The following is a 19052-nucleotide window of genomic DNA, read 5'->3' as shown; positions in this document are numbered from 1 at the left end:
CCCAACCCCTCCCTTTCGAGGGAGGGGCACGGGGTGGGGGACGGAGAAGCCGGTTCGATACCGGTTTCGGAGTTTCGCAGCCGAAGCGCCGGCCCCACCCCAACCCCTCCCCCTCAAGGGGAGGGGCTTTCGATTACGCCTCTTCCTTCGCCGGGATCACGCCGCGGTTGATCTGGTCGAGCTCGATGCTCTCGAACAGCGCCTTGAAATTGCCCTCGCCGAAGCCGTCATTGCCCTTGCGCTGGATAATCTCGAAGAAGATCGGCCCGACCATATTCTCGGTGAAGATCTGGAGCAGCAGGCCGCCGCCGGTCTCCGGCGCGCCGTCGATCAGGATCTTGCGCTTGCGCATCTCCTCGACATTGTGGCCATGGCCCGGAAGCCGCTCGTCGAGCAGGTCGTAATAGGTGTCGGGCGTGTCCTGGAAGCGGACGCCGCGCTCGCGCAGCGCATCGACGGTACCGAAGATATCGTCGGTCGAGAGCGCGATATGCTGGATGCCTTCGCCCTTATAGTCGCGGATGAACTCCTCGATCTGCGAATGCTCGTCCTGGCTCTCGTTCAGCGGAATGCGGATCTTGTCGTCGGGCGCGGTCATCGCGCGGCTGAAGAGGCCCGTCGACTGGCCCTCGATGTCGAAATAGCGGATCTCGCGGAAGTTGAAGATGCGCTCATAATATTCGGACCAGACGTCCATCTGGCCGCGCTTGAGATTGTGCGTCAGATGGTCGAGCGTGTGCAGGCCGACGCTGTTGTCGTCCGCCGCCGCGCCCTCGACCGGCTCGAAATCGATATCGTAGATCGACGCCGCGCCGCGCCGGTCGACGAGGTAGAGATTGGCGCCGCCGATCCCCTCGATCGCCGGGATGTTGAGCTCGGCCGGGCCGACCTTGCCCTCGACCGGCGTCGCGCCGCGCTCGACGGCGAGCTCCAGCGCCTTGGCCGCATCTTTCACGCGGAACGCCATCGCATTGGCCGAGGGGCCGTGGCTCTCGCGGAACGTCGCGGCCTGGCCGTCCGGCTCCATGTTGAGGATGAAATTGATGTCGCCCTGCCGGTAGTGGCGGACATTCTTCGAGCGGTGATTGCCGACATGGGTGAAGCCGAGCTTCACGAACAGATCGGCGAGCGCATCGGGATCGGGGCCGGTGAATTCGACGAATTCGAAGCCGTCCAGGCCCATCAGGTTTTCAGGCGGGTTTTCGGGTGTCTCGGTCATGTGACTATTCCTGTAAAGGCGAATGGGATTGGGGTTCGCCAGCCTTTTTCGTGGCATAGAGCCCGCTGGCGTGGGGTGCGCGCGGCCCGTCGAATGCCGGGTCCGCGCGAAAGGCTAGCGCGCGAGCGAGCGGCTCAGCCGGTGGACCGTCCAGTAAGCGTTGGAATAGCAAAGTCGGTTCATGGCACCGGATATAGCGCAAGAATCGCGCTTTGTCAGGAGGTGTGAGGTGTGGGGAGTGTTCCGGTTTGAATGTCCGCTAGCGGCCCAGATTGCGCCGAGATTGGTAGCAGGGCTGTGCAATGGATGGCTGAGATTCAATGCGCGCAATTCGTGCAAATTTGTAGCGGTTGTGGCTTGAGTACAAACGCCTATGCTCTCAACAGCAATCATGCGAAGCAAGGAGAGGCGCGATCGGTAAGCAATACGCGATAAGATTTCCCGAAGAAACCAGTTATGAACTCGGCCAGAATGAGGCCTTCTTCTATCTCGATGAAGGCGACGATCCGGAAAAGGTTCGTTTCCATGATTACAGCGCTATTTACGAACGTGCCGGCCTATATGAGCAATTGTTCTATGAGCGGCTGCAATGCCGCTCGCCGGAAGTGGTGGTCTCGCGCCTAGAGCGCGCATTGAGCAACGCCGGCCAGTCTCTTTCGACCATGCGGGTGCTCGATCTTGGCGCCGGCAACGGCATCGTCGGCGAGGCGCTGCGCGCGCGCGGGATCGCCAGGGTAGTGGGTCTCGATATCATTCCCGCCGCACACGATGCCGCAGCCCGCGACAGACCCGGTGTGTATGACGACTATTTCGTCGCCGACATAACCGATCTGCCCAAACCGCAAGAGGAGGCGCTGGGCAGGTGGAACGCGACGTGCCTGACCTGCGTCGCAGCTTTGGGTTTCGACGACATTCCCGCGCCCGCCTTCATCGAGGCGATGAACCTCGTATCCAAACAAGGGTGGCTCGCCTTCAACGTGAAGGCGGACTTTCTCGGATCGGCTAGTCCCTTTGCGGAACTGGTAAAGGCCATGCTGATGGAGAACCTCGTGGATCTTCATCTCATCGAGCGATATTGGCACCGCCTCTCGATCGACGGTGATTGGCTTGAATATTTTGTAGTTGTCGCGAAGAAGCGCGGCCATCTGCCGGAAAAGATTGTCCGACGCTTTAATGGCGAATGATACTTAGACTGCAAGTCTGCTGAGAACCACATATCTCAGGACTACATTACGCCGCCGGGACTTCCCGATCTTTAATCACAGTCAATTGGCAATGTGCAAGCTTTCATTACTGGCATACGGGCAGGTAAAGTCGTACGTGCAATCAGCGAGTTGGAAGCCGAATGGCCCCTTTCTTGATCGGGAACACCGAAAGCCGACCGACTGCTGACGGCCCAAACACAGTTATTCCCGCACGTTCCGATCGATGTCCGTTTTCCACTATCCGCCCACATTCAAACTGAGTCACGAGCCAAACCAGCCCCCTCAATCCCGCCCCAGCTACCAGCGCTGTTCGCACCCCGCGACGTCGGGCACGGCCTCGCCGCGCGCGTTTCGGGTCGGCTCTTAACGGAAAAGCGCGCGGATCAGGCGGTAGGTGGTCGTGTCGAGATCGGCTCGTATCGATCCAATTGCGGACGTTTCGAACTGTATTTGTGTTGCCCCCATGTGGCAGTTCCATACAGCCTTAGAGCTTCGCGATCCTGTCGGATGGTCAGTCGATCCTAATCCATGTCGTGTGCAGGTAGCCCTTCGATGCTGTCGACCCAACTCGCTGCCGATCGACGCCAAATCTGCGATGATGGCGAAAGGTTCTGACGCTGGGAGATGCTGCCCCAGCGTATGCCCCAGACTGCGGCATCCTCCCCCTCACCAGTGGTGAAGAGCGGAGATCCGCATTCGCCGCAGAAGTACTGGAGCCTTTTGCTGCCATTGTCGCCAAACCTCGTGTAAACCTTCGGCGTGCCCGCGGTGATGGTGATATCCTCCTTCGCTGCACGAACGGTGACGCGATAGGCGGAGCCAGTTAACGACTGGCAATCTACACAATGACAAATTCGAACGAAGGCCGGGTCCACCGTCGCCTCGTAAGTCACGCGACCACAATGGCATCGTCCGTCTATGTTCATCGTCCCTGCCTCGCCATATCCAGAGCGCTTCAGGCATCCACTTTACCATCTTTTCGCCGAAATGCAGCCGTTCCGCCTCCCGCCCTTTTCCGGCATTCAAGCCGAGGCGCTACCGATGCGGAGCCCTCACTCCCTCCCCAGCCACCAGCGTTGTTCGCGCCCGGCGACGTCCGGCACGGCCTCGCCGCGCGCGTTGCGGGCCGGTTCGTAGCGGAAACGCTCGCGGATCAGGCGGCAGGTCGTCGTGTCGAGATCGGCATTGCCGCTGCTGGCGACGACGACGCAGCGCGTGACGCGGCCGTCCGCGCCGACATGGACGCGCGCGCCGACCGTGCCCTCGATGCGCGCCCGGCTGGCGGCGCGGGGATAGTCGCGCGGGGTGATGTCGCCGGCGATCCGGCGCGCGCGGGAAACCAGAGCGCCGCCGCCGGGGCCGGTGCCGCCCGCGCCGCGGCCCGTTCCCGTGCCTTCGCCGCCCGCGCCGGTTCCGGGGCCCGGCGTTTCGGCGGCGCCCTGCGTGCTCGCCGCGCCCTGATTGGGGTCCGGCGATGCGGCGATGGTCGGCGGCGTGGGCAGGCGGATCACGGGGTCGGGCGCGACGATGGGGGTGGCCTCGGCGCGCAGGTCCGGCGGAGCCGCGCCGCCTTCTTCCTCGGGGTCCGGCAATTCCCGGCTTTCGGGCGGCGGCGCGGGCGAGCGGAATTCCCGCATCTCGACGATGTTGAGCCGCTCGCCCGCGTCGCGCAGGATCTCGACGCTCAATCCCGTGACGAGCGCGACGCCGAGCGCGAAATGGACGATGAAGACCGCCAGCATCGCCGTCCAGCTGGGACGTTTCCGGGATCGGGGCCGAACCATGCCCGACCGGATACACGAAAAAGCTGAACTTCGGCTGAGGGCGAAACGGCGGGGGCGGGCCCCTTATCCGGCAATCCGGGACATGATGGCGAGCGGCCGGCCCTCATTGTCCTCGAAAAAGGCCATCCATTCCTCGGTGCCGTCCTCGTGGCGATGGATCATGTGCGGGGCGTTGGTGAACGCGATGCCGCGGTATTCCATGTCCGCGCTCGCCGCCCGGATATCGTCGACGCGGAAATAGAGGATCGAGTCGGCCGCTGCGCTTTCGCCTTCGGATAGGAAGAGCCGCAGCCCGCCGCAATCGAAAAAGGCCAGATCGCCGAACGAGTAGAGATGCGGAAGGCCCAGGACGTCCCCATACCATCGGCGGGCCGCCTCGATATCTTTCACCGTGCGGCCGATCTGGCCGACCGGCCCGAGCGCGAATTGCTGCGTCATGACGGGGTCCTTTGCATTGAGTTGGCTGTTGCGCCGGACGCCGGTCCAGCGGCGCAGGTCGGCGCGGCTCGAAAAGCCGAGCTTCTGCAGCGCATTGGCGACATGATATTTGACGGCGTCGGTGCTGACGCCCTGGCGGCGCGCGATGGCAGGATTGGTCAGGCCGTGGCGGACCGCCTCGACGACGCGCCATTCGGCGGGCGTCAATATGTCCGCATGAGGCGGCCGGCCGCGTTTTCCGTTTGTCGCCATGCACGCCGATTAGCACGGCCGATCGCGATTTTCCCTACCCGCTAGCCGAGCACGCCATCGTCGCGCAGCGCCCGGCGCCTTTCGGCCGACAGGCCCAGCCGCTCGGCGAGTACCGCATCCGTATCCTGCCCCAGCGCCGGCGGCGGCGTTGCGCCGTCCATCGGCGAGGCGGCGAGCCGGAGCGGGCTCGCGACCTGCGGCATGCCGTCGATCTCATGGCTGAGCCCGCGATGGATCGCCTGGGGCTCGGCGAAGGCCTCTTCGATCGTGTTGATCGGGCCGTGGGGGACGTGGGCGGCGATCAGCGCCTCGGTCCATTCGGCGGTCGTGCGCGCCTTCATCGCATCGGCGAGCGGCGGGATCAGCGTGTCGCGATGTTCGGCGCGCGCGCCGTTGGTGCGGTAGCGTTCGTCTTCGGCCATTGCGCCATGGCCGAGCAGTTCCGCGAAGCGCGCGAACTGATTGTCGTTGCCGACCGCGACGATGATCCAGCCATCGGCCGTCTCGAACGGCTGGTAGGGCACGACATTGGGATGGGCGTTGCCCGTGCGGCCCGGGGCCTTGCCCGAGACGAGGTAATTGAGCGCCTGGTTGCCGAGCGACGATAGCGCGACGTCGAACAGCGCGATATCGATATGCTGGCCTTCGCCGGTCCGTTCGCGCTGGTAGAGCGCGGCGAGGATCGCGGCGGCGGCGTTCATGCCGGTCGTGAGGTCGACCATCGCGACGCCCATCCGCCGCGGCGGGCCCTCGGCGTTGCCGGTGATCGACATGAAGCCGCTCATCGCCTGGATCATCAGGTCGTAGCCCGGCTTGTCCGCATCGGGGCCGTCCTGCCCGAAGCCGGTGATCGAGCAGTAGATGAGCTTCGGATTGACCGCCTTGAGGCGCGGATAGTCGAGCCCGTATCTGGCGAGGCCGCCGCGCTTGAAATTTTCGACGACGATATCGCTCTGCGCCGCCAGATCGCGGATCAGCGCCTGTCCCTCCGGCCTGGCGATGTCGATCGCGACCGATTTCTTGTTGCGGTTCGCGGCCAGATAATAGCCGGCCGTGCGCGCCGCATCCCCGCCCCCCTGCTCTTCGAACCAGGGCGGGCCCCAGCCGCGGGTGTCGTCGCCGACGCCCGGCTTTTCGATCTTGAGTATCTCCGCGCCGAGATCGCCGAGCATCTGCGTCGCCCAGGGCCCGGCGAGCACGCGCGACAGATCGAGGACGCGGACGTCGGACAGCGCCTTGGCCATTATGCTGCGGCAAGCTCCGCGACGCGCTTCGCCAGCGGCCCGCGCACCTGGCGCTTGACCGCGCGGAACGCGCCCTGCGCGGCGAGTTCGCGCGCGCGCTCGAAGGCGAGATCGACCATCGTACCGCTCGATGCGAGCTCGTCGAAGATCCGGGCTTCCGCCAGGGGCGCCGCCGGATAGCGGCGGCTCGTCAATGCCAGGTTGCGCAGCCAGCTCGGCGGCAGGTCGGCCGCGATGACCGCCTCGGGCCCGGCCGGGAAGGCGACGCCGGCGGCGGCCTCGGTCAGGCCGAACTTGGCGTCGGGATCGTCGGTCGCGATCCGGTAGTCGGTGCACAGCAGGATGACGAGCCCGCCGCCGATCGCATGGCCGTTGGCCGCCGCGACGAGCGGGGCGGGATGGGCGAGCAGCGCCGCGGTGAGCCGGGTGATCGCCGGTCCGAGCGCGTTGCGCGTCGCCTCGTCATAATCGGGCAGCGCCTTGATATCGACGCCCGCCGAGAAGGCCTTGCCCGCGCCGGTCAGGACGACCGGCCGTTCGGGATCGGCATCGGCGACCGAGGCGGCGAGATCCTCGACCAGCGCGAGATCGAGCGCGTTGAGCGGCGGCCGGTCGAGCGTGACCAGCCGGATTCCGTCGCGTTCCTCGATCCTGAGTCCGGTCATCGCCGCGCCGCTCAGCCGGTAAAGGCCTGGATGCCGGTGATCGCGCGGCCGAGGATCAGCGCATGGATATCGTGCGTGCCCTCATAGGTGTTGACCGTTTCGAGATTCACGAGGTGGCGGATCACATGATATTCGTCGGCGATCCCGTTGCCGCCGTGCATGTCCCGCGCGTTGCGGGCGATGTCGAGCGCCTTGCCGCAATTGTTGCGCTTGATCAGGCTGATCATCTCGGGCGCCCAGGTGCCGGCGTCGATATTGCGGCCGACGGTCAGCGCCGCGTTGAGGCCGAGCGCGATCTCGGTCTGCATATTGGCGAGCTTGAGCTGCACGAGCTGCGTCGCGGCGAGCGGACGGCCGAACTGCTGGCGCTCCAGCGTGTAGCCGCGCGCCCGGTGCCAGCAATCCTCGGCGGCGCCCATCGCGCCCCAGGCGATGCCGTAGCGCGCCTTGTTGAGGCAGCCGAACGGGCCGCCCAGGCCCTTCGCGTTCGGCAGCCTGTTCTCCTCGGGCACGAACACCCCGTCCATCACGATCTCGCCGGTGATCGAGGCGCGGAGGCTCATCTTGCCTTCGATCTTGGGGAAGGAGAGGCCGTCCATCCCGCGCTCGAGGATGAAGCCGCGGATCACGCCGTCATCGTCCTTGGCCCAGACGACCGCGATATCGGCGATCGGCGAATTGGTGATCCACATCTTCGCGCCGGTCAGGCTGTACCCGCCATCGACCGATTTCGCGCGGGTCTTCATGCCGCCCGGGTCGGAGCCCGCATCGGGTTCGGTCAGCCCGAAACAGCCGACCATCTCGCCGGTGGCGAGCTTCGGCAGATATTTCTCGCGCTGGGCTTCGGTGCCATACGCATGGATCGGGTGCATGACGAGCGAGGACTGGACGCTCATCGCCGAGCGGTATCCCGAATCCACGGCCTCGACCGCGCGGGCGACGAGGCCGTAGGCGACATGGGAGACGCCGGCGCAGCCATAGCCGTCGATCGTCGCGCCGAGCAGGCCCAGTTCGCCCAGTTCGGTCATGATTTCGCGGTCGAACCGCTCCTCGCGGGTCGCGCTGAGCACGCGCGGCAGGAGCCTGTCCTGCGCATAGCTGCGCGCGGTCTCGTAGACCATCTTCTCTTCGTCGGTCAGCTGTTCCCCGAGCAGGAAGGGATCGTCCCAGCGATAGGTGAATCCCGGCTTTTCGGCGGACTTGACGGGGGTTTCGATATTCACGGCAATGCGGTCCTCGGATTGATGTGCGGGGGCATTAGCACAGTCGGCCCGCCGGCGCGACACAATGTGCGGGCGCGGGAGTCGCGCAAATGGGTGACCTGTGTCACACACGGTTCATGGGAATTGCGCCATAAGGACATCACCCGGACAGGGGCGCATATGCGGTTTTGTTCGGCACAAGCCATCATGGGATGCCCCGGTTTATGCGACCCGGCCGGGCTTTCCATGGTGGCTTGACCATTTTTGGGCGTTGTTTGTCAGACTCGACCATTCGGTCGAGCGCCACAGCTATGCCTCGACCAATATGGTCCGCCGCGCGGCGGATTCGCCGGTTGGCTGGCAGGCGCTGGCCAGCCATGTGTCGGGTGTCGTGTGTAGGGTGGGTGAGGGCGAGTGAATCTTCCTGAAGCGTTGAACTGTTTCACGAGGCCAAGGAAGGGGCCGACACGCCATCTACGTCATTGCGCGGAGCCTCAGGCGACGAAGCAATCCAGAGCGTTTCGCGCTGGCGAAACTCCGACCAACAGACTTCCCTAGACCAGCTCCACCGCGACCGCCGTCGCTTCGCCGCCGCCGATGCACAGGCTCGCGACGCCGCGCTTGAGGCCGCGTTTTTCGAGCGCGTTGAGGAGCGTCGCCATGATCCGCGCGCCCGAGGCGCCGATCGGATGGCCGAGCGCGCAGGCGCCGCCATTGACGTTGATCTTGTCGTGCGGGATGCCGAGCTCCTGCATCGCGATCATCGCGACCACGGCAAAGGCTTCGTTGACCTCGAACAGGTCGACATCGTCGATGCTCCAGCCGGCCTTGTCGAGCACCTTGCGGATCGCCGGGACCGGGGCCGAGGTGAACTTGCCGGGTTCCTGTGCATGGGCCGCATGGGCGACGATCCGCGCCTTGACCGGCATGCCCTTTTCGTTCGCCACGCTTTCCCGTGTCAGGACGAGCGCCGCCGCGCCATCGGAAATGGAAGAGGCGTTGGCCGCCGTAACCGTGCCGTCTTTCGCGAAGGCCGGGCGCAGCGTCGGGATCTTGTCGGGTCGCGCATTGCCGGGCTGCTCGTCTGTCGTGAAAGTTTCGCTGCCTTTGCGGGTTTGCACCTCTACCGGTACGACCTCGCCGTCGAACGCGCCGCTTTCGATCGCGGCATTGGCGCGGGCGAGGCTCTCGATCGCATATTCGTCCTGCCGCTCGCGGGTGAACTGATATTCCTGCGCGGCTTCCTCGGCGAAGCTGCCCATCAGCCGGCCTTCCTCATAGGCGTCCTCGAGCCCGTCGAGGAACATCGAATCCTTGATCGCGTCATGGCCGATCCGCGCGCCGCCGCGATGCTTCTTCAGGAGATAGGGCGCGTTGGTCATGCTCTCCATGCCGCCCGCGACGATGATGTCGGCGGTCCCGGCCTTGAGCGCGTCGTGCGCCATGATCGCGGCCTGCATGCCGCTGCCGCACATCTTGTTGACGGTCGTCGCCTCGGTGGAGATCGGCAGGCCCGCGCCCATCCCGGCCTGGCGCGCCGGAGCCTGGCCGAGTCCGGCGGGCAGGACGCAGCCCATGAAGATCTGCTCGACATCCTCGCCCGACACGCCGGCGCGCTCGATCGCGGCCCTGACGGCGGTGGCGCCCAGCGCCGGCGCTTCGACGGCGGAGAGGCTGCCCTGGAAACCGCCCATCGGCGTGCGGGCATAGGAGGAAATGACGATCGGATCGGTCATGGTCGGTATCTTTCGTTCGAGGGCGGGAATGCCGCTTGGCGCTCAATTGTGATTGGTCAAGAATGAATCCGTTAGCCCTGAGCCTGTCGAAGGGCGCTTCTCCGCCGATAGACGCCTTTCGACAGGCTCAGGGCTAACGGAAATACAAAATCATATGCTCTTCCCAATTAAGCCTTCGACGAACGGCTTTCCAGAGCCGATGCCCAACCTTTCATATCGCCCGCTTTATGCTAGCTATCGCGCGGGAAATTGCTTTCAGGGGAAATATCATGTCGCGCGCCATTCTCTTTCCGTTCGCCGCCAGCGCCCTGGCGCTCGCTCTCGCCAGCCCGGCGGTTGCGCAGGAAGGGGGCGGCGAAACCGCCGAATGGGACGTCTCGAACCCGCCGCTGCCGACCCGGCCGGTGACCATCGACGTGACCGAAGGCACCTGGATGAATGTCGATGTCAGCCCGGACGGGAGCCGGATCGCGTTCGACCTGCTCGGCGATATCTACACGATGCCGATCACCGGCGGCACGCCGACCCGCATCGCGAGCGGCCTCGCCTGGGAGGCGCAGCCGCGCTTCTCGCCGGACGGCACCCGGATCGCCTTCACCTCGGATCGCGGCGGCGGCGACAATATCTGGATCATGGACGTCAACGGCGCGAACATGCGCCAGGTCACCAACGAGGATTTCCGCCTCTTGAACCAGCCCGACTGGTCGCCGGACGGGCAGTATATCGTCGCCCGCAAGCATTTCACGACCGGGCGGTCGCTGGGAACCGGCGAGGTCTGGCTCTACCATGTCTCGGGCGGCGCCGGCGTCCGGCTCGTCGAACGGCCGAACGAGGAATTCCAGAAGGATCTGGGCGAACCGGTCTTCGCGCCGGACGGCACCGGCGTCTATTTCAGCCGCAACACGACGCCCGGCAACCAGTTCATCTACGCCCAGGATTCCAACACCCAGCTCTTCGCGGTCGAGCGCTACGACATGGAGAGCGGCGAACGCGAGACCGTGGTCGACGGCGAGGGCGGCGCGCTCAACCCGCGCCCCTCGCCCGACGGCCGCTATATCGCCTTCGTCCGGCGCGACCGCACCGAGTCCCAGCTCTGGGTGAAGGATCTGCGCAGCGGCGAGGAGCGGGCCGTCTATACCGATCTTGATCGCGACATGCAGGAGACCTGGACCGTCTACGGCACCTATCCGCGGATGGACTGGACGCCCGACAGCCGGAGTCTCGTCTTCTGGGCCGGCGGGCAGATCCGCCGCGTCCACGTGGCGAGCGGCGAGGCGCAGACCATCCCGTTCCGGGTGTCCGACACGCGCGACGTGATCGATCCGCCGAGGCCCGAGATCGAGGTCGCGCCCGCCCAGTTTACGACCCGCATGCCGCGCTTCGCGAGCGTTTCGCCCGACGGCCGGCAGGTCGTCTTCGAAAGCCTCGGCCGGCTCCATATCCGCGATACCGGCGGCGGATCGCCGCGCCGGCTGACGAGCGGGACCGACGCGTTCGAGCTGTTCCCGAGCTGGTCGCGCGACGGGCGGCGGATCGCCTATGTCCGCTGGACTGACGCAGGGCTCGGCGAGGTTCGCGTGATGAACGCCAATGGCGGCGGCGACCGCGCGGTGACGAGCGAACCCGGGCATTACCGCAATCCGCGCTTCTCGCCCGACGGCTCGACGATCGTCTTCGAGAAAGGCGAGGGCGGCTTCCTGACCTCGGGCAACTGGTCCGAGCGCGCCGGCATCTACCGGATATCCGCCTCGGGCGGCACCGCCGAACGGGTGACCGAAACCGGCTCCAATCCCCATTTCGGCGCGAGCGGCGACCGGATCTTCCTGACCGTCAGCGAGGAGAACAGGCAGCGGCTGGTCAGCGTCGACCTGTCGGGCGGCGACCGGCGCGTCCATGCTTCGGGCGAGATGGTGACCGGCTACGCGGTGGCCCCGGACGGCGATACGCTGGCCTTTACCGAGAATTACAACGCGTTCGTCGTGCCGATGCTGCCGGGCGCGCAGAATATCGAACTCCAGGCCGATGCGACGGCGTTGCCCATCGTGCGCGTCAGCGGCGACGGCGCGTCCTATCTGAGCTGGAGCAACAATGGCGACCGGCTGCACTGGTCGCTGGGCCCGACGCTCTATTCGGTGGCGGCCGACACCGTCTTCGCGGCCGCGCCGGTTGCCGAGGACGAGGAACGGCCCGATTTCGCGCCGCCCGCGACCGGCGTTTCGCTCGCCGTTCCGGTCCAGGCCGCGCGGGCGGACAGCCGCGTCGCCTTTACCGGCGCGCGGATCGTCACGATGCAGGGCGAGGATGGCGGGATCATCGACAACGGCACGATTATCGTCGACGGCGACCGGATCGCCGTGGTCGGCCCGGCGGACTCGACCGCCATCCCGGCCGGCTACCAGACCGTCGATGTGGGCGGCGCGACGATCATTCCGGGGCTCGTCGACGCGCACGCCCACGGCCCGCACGGGGTCGGCGACATCATTCCGCAGCAGAACTGGCACACGATCGCGCATCTCGCCTTCGGCGTGACGACGGTCCACGATCCGTCGAACACCGCGAGCCACGTCTTCCCCGCCGCCGAGATGCAGCGGGCCGGGCTGATCCTCGCGCCGCGCATCTTCTCGACGGCCGAGATCGTCTATGGCGCGCGGGCGCCGAACCGCTACGCGCTGATCAACGATCTGGAAGATGCGCAGCAGCATGTCCGCCGCCTCCGGGTGCAGGGCGCGCACAGCATCAAGAATTACAACCAGCCGCGGCGCGACCAGCGTCAGCAGGTCGTCGCCGCCGCGATCGAGCAGGATATCGCGGTCGTCGCCGAGGGCGGCTCGCTGTTCGGCATGGACATGGCGCTGATCGCCGACGGCAACACGACGCTCGAGCACAATATCCCGCAGGCCGTGCTCTACGAGGATGTACTGAGCTTTTTCGGCCAGACCAATGTCGGCTACACGCCGACCCTGGTCGTCACCTATTCGGGCCTCGCCGGCGATCCCTATTGGCGCGCGCATACCGATGTCTGGCGCCATCCGATCCTCTCGCGCCATGTCCCGCCGCGGCTGCTGCAGGCCAATTCGGTCCGCCGGACGATCGCGCCCGAAGAGGATTATGTCGACGACGAGGCGGCCGCGGCCGCGCACGCGCTGGCCCAGCGCGGCGTGCCGGTTTCGATCGGCGCGCACGGCCAGGAAGAGGGGCTCGCCGCCCATTGGGAGATGTGGAGCTTCGTGCGCGGCGGGATGAGCCCGCTCGAGGCGCTGCGCGCGGCGACGATCGTGCCGGCCCAGGCGCTCGGCTTCGCGCGCGACATCGGCAGCCTCGAGCCCGGCAAGCTGGCCGATCTCGTGGTCCTGGACGCCGATCCGACCGCCGACATCCGGAACAGCGACGATATCCGCTATGTGATGATCGGCGGCCGGCTCTACGATCCGATGACGATGAACGAGACGATCACCGGCAACCGCACCCGCAATCCCTATTTCTGGGAGTAATCCGGAGGTTAACGCTTTCGGATTACGACGAAACGACTCACAGGTGCGGCGCGCCGATGCGATGCCACGGCTTCGCTCATTCGCGCGCAAGCAAGTGCGGCCTATACTCGCCAATCACGGCGGGCGGGGGCTTGCCGAATGTTCGCGAGGGAAATGTTCGTCATGCGTATGCAGAATTGGATAGCGAAATCATCGATCTGGCGCCGCGCGGCGCTCGCCGCGATGGTCGCGATACCGGTCGCGGGGTGTGCGGGCATCATCCCCCAGGCTGCCGCGCAGACGAGCCCGTCGAGCGCGCCCTATATCGCGCCTCCGCCGTCCGAGACGCGCGCAGCGCCCGAGCGCGAACGCGCCCAACCGCCGCAGGGCCCCTCGCGGCAGCTCACCGATTCGATCACTTCGCTCGGCCGGGCGTTCAACGGCGAGGTCGGCATCGCCGTCCGCGACGTCGAGGAAGGCTGGACGGTCTCCTGGAACGGCGAGCGCTATCTGCCGCAGCAGAGCGTCAGCAAGACCTGGGTCGCGATGACCGTGCTCGACCAGGTCGATCGCGGCGAAATGTCGCTCGACCGGATGGTCGATGTCCGCCCCGAACATGCGGTCGTGTTCCACCAGCCGATGCTGGCGCGGATGGGCAATGACGGGTTCCGCGCGCCGATCCGCGAACTCTTCACCCAGGCGATGACGCGCAGCGACAATCTCGCCAACGACCGGCTGCTGTGGCTGGCCGGCGGCCCTGAGGCCGTGCGCGCCTTTTTCGAGCGCAACGATCTCGAAGGGCTGCGGTTCGGGCCGGGCGAGCGCGAGCTGCAGGCCGGGATCGCCGGGCTGACCTGGCAGCAGTCGATGGCGCGCGGCCGCGCCTTCTACAATGCGCGATCCAGCCTGTCGCAATCGGTGCGCCGGGCGGCGATGGACCGCTATCTCGCCGATCCCGTCGACGGCGCGACCGCCAACGGCATGGTCGAGGCGCTGGCCCGGCTGGCGCGCGGCGAGCTGCTCTCGGAGCGCTCGACCGAGCTGATGCTGTCGACGATGCGCGCCTCGCGCACCGGTCCGCAGCGGCTGCGCGGCGGCGTGCCGAGCGGCTGGCAGTTCGGCCACAAGACCGGAACCGGCCAGAATCTCAACGGCATGGTCGCCGGCTATAACGATGTCGGCATCGTCACGGCGCCGGACGGGCGCAACTATGCGGTCGCCGTGCTGATCGGCAATACGCGGGCCGGCATTCCGGCCCGGCAGGAGCTGATGCAGCGGGTGATGGGGCAGGTCGTCAGCCACCATCTGCGCCGCCGCTACGAGCTGTTCACCGGCGGCATCCGGACCTCCGACTAGGCCCCGGCGCTAACCGACGAACGTCCGCGCGCCGTGCGCGACCTGCATCCTATGGGTCCGCGCGATGGCGGTCGAGCGCTCGCGGATCGTGTCGAGGAACAGCCATTCGCCGCGCGCCGCCTCGGGGGTCAGGGTGACGGTCAGATAGCCGCGGCCCGACGTGTCGGCCCAGCGCATGTCGGGGCTGGCCGCGACCATCGAGGCCGCCAGCGCCTCGGGCGGGACCTGGGGCACGAAGCTCTCGAAACCCGGCGAGGTGACGCTGTGCCCGGCCATCTCGACGCCGACGGGCGCGCCGTCCCGCTGCAGGTCATAGGCCCAGCCATTATGGCTGTCGCCGCTCAGCACGAGGAGGTTGGCGTCGGCGTCCTGCGCGGCGTTCAGCACTCGCGCGCGCGCCGCCGGATAGCCGTCCCAGGCGTCGAGGTTGAGCGGCAGGCCGGCCTGGGTCGCCGCGGCGAACAGGGCGGCGCGCTGGCGGACGAGCTCATTGTCGCTGCTTGCGATCTGCTCGGCGAGCGGCAGCGGGAAATAGGTGCGGCCCATGATGACCTGCTGGGCGAGGATCTGCCAGCGCGTGCCCGACGCCGTGGACGCCGCGAGCTGCCCGGCGACCCAGGCTTCCTGCTCGGCGCCCATGATCGTGCGCGCTTCGTCCGACCAGGCGTCGTCGCGGAAGGCGGCGAGGCTTTCGGCCACCGCGCTGCCGTCGCCGACCGCCACTGCATAATCGAGCTGTTCGCTGCGCGCCGTGATCCGCGTCTCGGGCAGGATGATCGTCGCCAGATCGCCGATCCGGTAGCTGTCCCAGGGCGCGTCGGAGACCGGCATCCAGTCCCGATAGGCCTGCAGCGCCGCGCGCTTGCGCGCTTCCCAGTCGCCCTCGTCGGGCTGGTGGTTCTCCGCGCCGCCGACCCAGGGATCGTTGGTGATCTCGTGATCGTCCCAGCGCGCGATCATCGGGAAATTGCGATGGAGCGCGGCAAGGTCCGGATCGGCGCGATAGGTGGCGTAGCGCAGCCAGTAGTCTGCGAGCGCGAGAATCTCGTAAGACGGCATCAGATCGCGCCCGGCCAGCGCCTGCTCCTCGGACGGGTAACGCCCCATCTCATATTCGTAGAAATAGTCGCCGGTATGGATGATGAGATCGAGATCGTTGCGCGCCGCGGCATGCGCATAGGCGTTGAAATGGCCGAAGCGGAAATTGGAGCAGGAGAAGACGCCGAGCGTGAATCGACCCACCGGCCCCGCGGGCAGGGTCCGGGTGCGGCCGACCGGCGAGGCCGTGCCGTCGGGCGCGACGAAGCGGTAGAAATACCAGCGGCCCGGCGCGAGCCCGTCGACCGTCACCTTGGCGGTGAAGTCGTGCGCGTTGCGGGCCGGCGTCTCGCCGCGCGCGACGATCCGCCCGAACTCCGCGTCCTCGGCGACTTCGGCCCGCAGCATCGGTGCGCCCTCGGAAACGTAGCGCGTCCAGAGCAGCACCGAGCTCTGCGTCGGCTCGCCCGAAGCCACCTGGTGGGTGAACCCCTGCGCCGACAGCAGCCGCGCCGCGCCCGGCGTCGCCAGCGCGCCGAGCCCGAAAAGCCCGGTCTGGAGCAGCAGCCGCCTGTCCATCGTGATCGTCATCGCAAATCCCTCCCTGTTTCCCGCGCTTATCCCCGCCCGGTGTTGCAGCGCCGTGACGATGGCGCGTCAAAGCTGCGTGCGCAAACTCCATAGTTCGGGAAAGGCGCGTTTCGACAGCGTCGATTGCAGATAGGGCACGCCCGCCGTGCCCCCGGTCCCGCGCTTGCCGCCGATCACGCGCTCCACCGTCACCACATGCTTGTGTCGCCAGCTCGCCATCGCATCGTCGACATCGACGAGCTTTTCAGCGAGCTGGTAGAGTTCCCACCAGCGCTCGGTGTCGCGATAGACCTCGGCCCAGGCATCCTCGACAGCAGCGCTCGGCGCATAGGGGGTTGCCCAGTCGCGCTCGACCGCTTCGGCCGGAATGGCGAGGCCGGCGCGCGCGGCGGCCTTATTGGCCTCGTCCCACAGGCTCGGCGCATCGAGCGCGGCTTGCATCGCGCGTTGCTCGTCGCTCCCTTCGGCCTGGTGCTTGAGATGGCTCGCATCCTTGAGGCCGAGCATGAACTCGACCTGGCGGAACTGGGCGGACTGGAAGCCCGAACTGGTGCCGAGCACGCTGCGGAAGCGGGTATAGTCGGCCGGCGTCATCGTCGCGAGCACGTCCCAGCTCAGGGTCATCACCGCCTGGATCCGGCTGACCCGCGCCAGACCTTTGTAGGCCGGCACGAGCGCGTCGTCCCGGATCAGCCCCAGCGCCTGTTCCAGCTCGAAGATGATCTGCTTGAGCCACAACTCCTTGGTCTGGTGGATGATGATGAACAGCATCTCGTCATGCCGCCCGGAAATCGGGTGCTGGGCCGAGAGCAGCGGATCGAGCGCCAGATAGCGCCCATAGGTCATGGTGTCGGGGGGGTGAGTCATGGGGCCGGAGTAGCCGATTGCGGTCGGGCACCCAAGCCTTCTCCGGTCGAGCGGGAAGGAAGGGCGCATCGAGTCTGTTTTGCCCGGCTGACGCAGTCGGCGGCGCGCGGGGCGGCGATCAGCTCGCGACAATGGCGTACAGGCTGGTCGCGATCAGCACCGCCGCGACCGCGAACAGGAGGAACCGGGGGCTGACCCGCTTGACGATGATCGCGCCGAACGGCGCCGCGAGGATGCCGCCGATGATCAATCCCACGACCGGTCCGCCGAACGAGGAGACGCTCAGGGTCAGGACGAATGTCAGCGATATGGTGACCGCGAGCAGGAACTCCGTCGCATTAACGGTGCCCACCGTCAGGCGCGGATCGCTGCCCTGGACGAGCAGGCTCGAGGCGACGACGGGGCCCCATCCGCCGCCGCCGGCCGCATCGAGAAAGCCGCCGACCAGGGCCAGCGGCCGGGTCGCCTTGGGATCCCTGAGCACGATCGGCCGGCGCATCCGGATCGCGCGGATCAGCAGCAGGACGCCGATGACGACCAGATAGGCGAGCACCAGCGGCCTGGCGACCGATGCGTCGAGGTTGGAGATGATATAGGCCCCGGCGATGCCGCCGGCGACGGCAAACGGCGCGAGGCGGCGAAACAGGCCCCAGTCGATATTCCTATGCCAGGCATGGCTGGCCCCGGACGCGCCGGTCGTGAAGACCTCGACCAGATGGACGGTGGCGGACGCGCTCGCCGGTGACATTCCGAACAGCCCGACGAGCAGCGTCTGGGCGACGACGCCGAACGCCATGCCGAGCGCGCCGTCGACGATCTGCGCCGCGAATCCGATGAGGATGAAAGGCGCGATATCTTGCAGCGCCTGCAAGGCGAAATCCGGCACGGATCCCTCGGCAGCGTCGAACGGGCGTCAGCCGCGGAGGATCAGCGCGATTATGAGCGCCGCGAAGAACAGACCGTACACGACGAGCGACGCATTGGCGTCGCCCCATCGCCTGATCCGCTTCCGGAACTGGTGGGTGAAAGCGGCGATGTTCGCCCTGATCTCGTCGTCGCAGGTCAGGAGCGCCGTGTCGACGGCCGGGGCCGTGCGATAGAAGGCGACGAGCTCCTCGATTTCGGAATCGTCGAGATGCGGGTACCGCTTGAGCAATGCCGTGATTCGCGCGCGATCGTGCGGATTGCCGTCCAGGGAATTGGGTGAAGAGACCGTCATGGCCATAGTCCGGGGGAACAATGAGCGGTCCCCCACGCCTCATCGCGACCGCGATGCACGGCCGATATACTCCCTTCGATTTCGCAGTGGAATGGGAAAAATCGCCGCCGGACATCCGATCCGCGGGGCGCCTCCGGGCGGCCGGAACGGCGCTGCCGATCCCGCCGCCCGGCCGGATCCGTCCCGCGGGCGCCGGCGGACGGGTCCTAGACCCGCTCCGCCTGGCTGACGCAGTCGGCGGCACGCAGGGCGGCGAGGATACGCATCAGATGGGCGCGGTCATGGACCTCGATATCGACGCAGAAACTGTGGAAGCTGCCGTCACGGTTTTCGAGCTTCACGTTGAGGATATTGGCGCCATGGGTGCCGAAGATGCCGGCCATCACGGCGAGTGAACCGGGTTCGTTCTTGAGCACGACGCGCAGCGAGGCCGTGCCGCCGTCCGATCCGTCGCCCCAGTTGACCGCCAGCCAGTCGGCGTCGTTGCCGTCGGCCAGCGTATCGCAGTCGATCGTGTGGATCTCGATATCCGCGCCCGTCCGCCGGATGCCGACGATCCGGTCGCCGGGAATCGGATGGCAGCATTCGGCCAGCTGGAAGGCGACGCCGGGCGTCAGCCCCTTGATCGAGATCGCCTGGCCCTTGGGCGGCACGGCGCTGTGCAGGTCGCCGCTGCCCATGCCCGGCATCAGCGCCTCCATCAGCGCGCGGTCGTCGATCTCCTTGCGCGCGATCTTCTCCATCAGCGCCTCTTCCTTGGCGAGCT

17 protein-coding genes are annotated in these 19052 nt (G+C 66.7%); 4 read left to right on the top strand and 13 right to left on the bottom strand.

Features of this window, described 5'->3' with window-relative positions:
* Positions 1–133: 133 nt before the first annotated feature.
* The gene (hppD, locus tag ACTS1X_RS09690; RefSeq protein ID WP_442614187.1) at positions 134–1219 is read right to left on the bottom strand and encodes a 4-hydroxyphenylpyruvate dioxygenase; all 1086 of its coding nucleotides are present in this window, start codon (positions 1217–1219) and stop codon (positions 134–136) included.
* Between the two features lie 350 nt (positions 1220–1569).
* Here hppD and ACTS1X_RS09685 point away from each other — a divergent pair, with 350 nt between their 5' ends.
* Entirely contained in the window at positions 1570–2403 is an 834-nt protein-coding gene (locus ACTS1X_RS09685; protein WP_442614186.1) for a class I SAM-dependent DNA methyltransferase, read from the top strand.
* Positions 2404–2945: 542 nt separating this feature from the next.
* Here the strand turns inward: ACTS1X_RS09685 and ACTS1X_RS09680 are convergent.
* The 6 genes from ACTS1X_RS09680 to ACTS1X_RS09655 all read right to left on the bottom strand — a co-directional run bounded on the left by ACTS1X_RS09680 (position 2946) and on the right by ACTS1X_RS09655 (position 8030).
* Positions 2946–3350 (bottom strand): GFA family protein, encoded by a 405-nt coding sequence (locus ACTS1X_RS09680; protein ID WP_442614185.1) that lies wholly within the window; start codon positions 3348–3350, stop codon positions 2946–2948.
* 126 nt (positions 3351–3476) lie between these two features.
* Positions 3477–4208 carry an energy transducer TonB gene (locus ACTS1X_RS09675; protein ID WP_442614184.1) on the bottom strand — a complete coding sequence of 244 codons (732 nt, stop codon included), beginning with the start codon at positions 4206–4208 and terminating at the stop codon, positions 3477–3479.
* Positions 4209–4271: 63 nt separating this feature from the next.
* Entirely contained in the window at positions 4272–4898 is a 627-nt protein-coding gene (locus tag ACTS1X_RS09670) for a LuxR C-terminal-related transcriptional regulator (RefSeq protein WP_442614183.1), read from the bottom strand.
* A 41-nt stretch (positions 4899–4939) separates the two neighbouring features.
* Positions 4940–6142, bottom strand: a complete 1203-nt coding sequence (locus ACTS1X_RS09665) for a CaiB/BaiF CoA transferase family protein (RefSeq protein WP_442614182.1) — start codon at positions 6140–6142, stop codon at positions 4940–4942.
* Positions 6142–6807, bottom strand: a complete 666-nt coding sequence (locus tag ACTS1X_RS09660) for an enoyl-CoA hydratase/isomerase family protein (protein WP_442614181.1) — start codon at positions 6805–6807, stop codon at positions 6142–6144. Before ACTS1X_RS09660 ends, ACTS1X_RS09665 begins: the two co-directional genes overlap by 1 nt.
* 11 nt (positions 6808–6818) lie before the next feature.
* The gene (locus ACTS1X_RS09655; RefSeq protein WP_442614180.1) at positions 6819–8030 is read right to left on the bottom strand and encodes an acyl-CoA dehydrogenase; all 1212 of its coding nucleotides are present in this window, start codon (positions 8028–8030) and stop codon (positions 6819–6821) included.
* 250 nt (positions 8031–8280) lie between these two features.
* Between ACTS1X_RS09655 and ACTS1X_RS09650 the strand changes: the two genes are divergently transcribed.
* A complete protein-coding gene (locus tag ACTS1X_RS09650; RefSeq protein ID WP_442614179.1) occupies positions 8281–8427 on the top strand; it encodes a hypothetical protein in 147 nt (48 codons plus the stop codon).
* A 136-nt stretch (positions 8428–8563) separates the two neighbouring features.
* Here the strand turns inward: ACTS1X_RS09650 and ACTS1X_RS09645 are convergent, their stop codons facing one another.
* On the bottom strand, positions 8564–9745 hold the full coding sequence (locus ACTS1X_RS09645) for an acetyl-CoA C-acyltransferase (RefSeq protein WP_442614178.1): 1182 nt from the start codon (positions 9743–9745) through the stop codon (positions 8564–8566).
* Positions 9746–10014: 269 nt separating this feature from the next.
* Between ACTS1X_RS09645 and ACTS1X_RS09640 the strand changes: the two genes are divergently transcribed.
* Positions 10015–13236 carry an amidohydrolase family protein gene (locus ACTS1X_RS09640; protein ID WP_442614177.1) on the top strand — a complete coding sequence of 1074 codons (3222 nt, stop codon included), beginning with the start codon at positions 10015–10017 and terminating at the stop codon, positions 13234–13236.
* A 162-nt stretch (positions 13237–13398) separates the two neighbouring features.
* Positions 13399–14571, top strand: coding sequence for a class A beta-lactamase (gene bla, locus ACTS1X_RS09635; RefSeq protein WP_442614176.1), 1173 nt, complete (start codon positions 13399–13401; stop codon positions 14569–14571).
* Between the two features lie 9 nt (positions 14572–14580).
* Here the strand turns inward: bla and ACTS1X_RS09630 are convergent, their stop codons facing one another.
* The 5 genes from ACTS1X_RS09630 to ACTS1X_RS09610 all read right to left on the bottom strand — a co-directional run.
* Entirely contained in the window at positions 14581–16200 is a 1620-nt protein-coding gene (locus tag ACTS1X_RS09630) for an alkaline phosphatase D family protein (protein ID WP_442614175.1), read from the bottom strand.
* 66 nt (positions 16201–16266) lie between these two features.
* A complete protein-coding gene (locus ACTS1X_RS09625; RefSeq protein ID WP_442614174.1) occupies positions 16267–17067 on the bottom strand; it encodes a tryptophan 2,3-dioxygenase in 801 nt (266 codons plus the stop codon).
* A gap of 118 nt (positions 17068–17185) precedes the next feature.
* The gene (locus ACTS1X_RS09620; RefSeq protein WP_442614173.1) at positions 17186–17938 is read right to left on the bottom strand and encodes a sulfite exporter TauE/SafE family protein; all 753 of its coding nucleotides are present in this window, start codon (positions 17936–17938) and stop codon (positions 17186–17188) included.
* 42 nt (positions 17939–17980) lie between these two features.
* The gene (locus tag ACTS1X_RS09615) at positions 17981–18286 is read right to left on the bottom strand and encodes a hypothetical protein (RefSeq protein WP_442614172.1); all 306 of its coding nucleotides are present in this window, start codon (positions 18284–18286) and stop codon (positions 17981–17983) included.
* 206 nt (positions 18287–18492) lie between these two features.
* Positions 18493–19052 (bottom strand): ACT domain-containing protein (locus ACTS1X_RS09610; RefSeq protein WP_442614171.1); only part of this gene is annotated, 560 nt, incomplete at its 5' end.

This window comes from Parasphingopyxis sp., assembly GCF_052168275.1.
In the GTDB taxonomy this organism is placed as follows: domain Bacteria; phylum Pseudomonadota; class Alphaproteobacteria; order Sphingomonadales; family Sphingomonadaceae; genus Parasphingopyxis.
The sequence above is the reverse complement of the archived record's forward strand: the minus strand, read 5'-3'. Positions and strand labels throughout refer to the sequence as shown.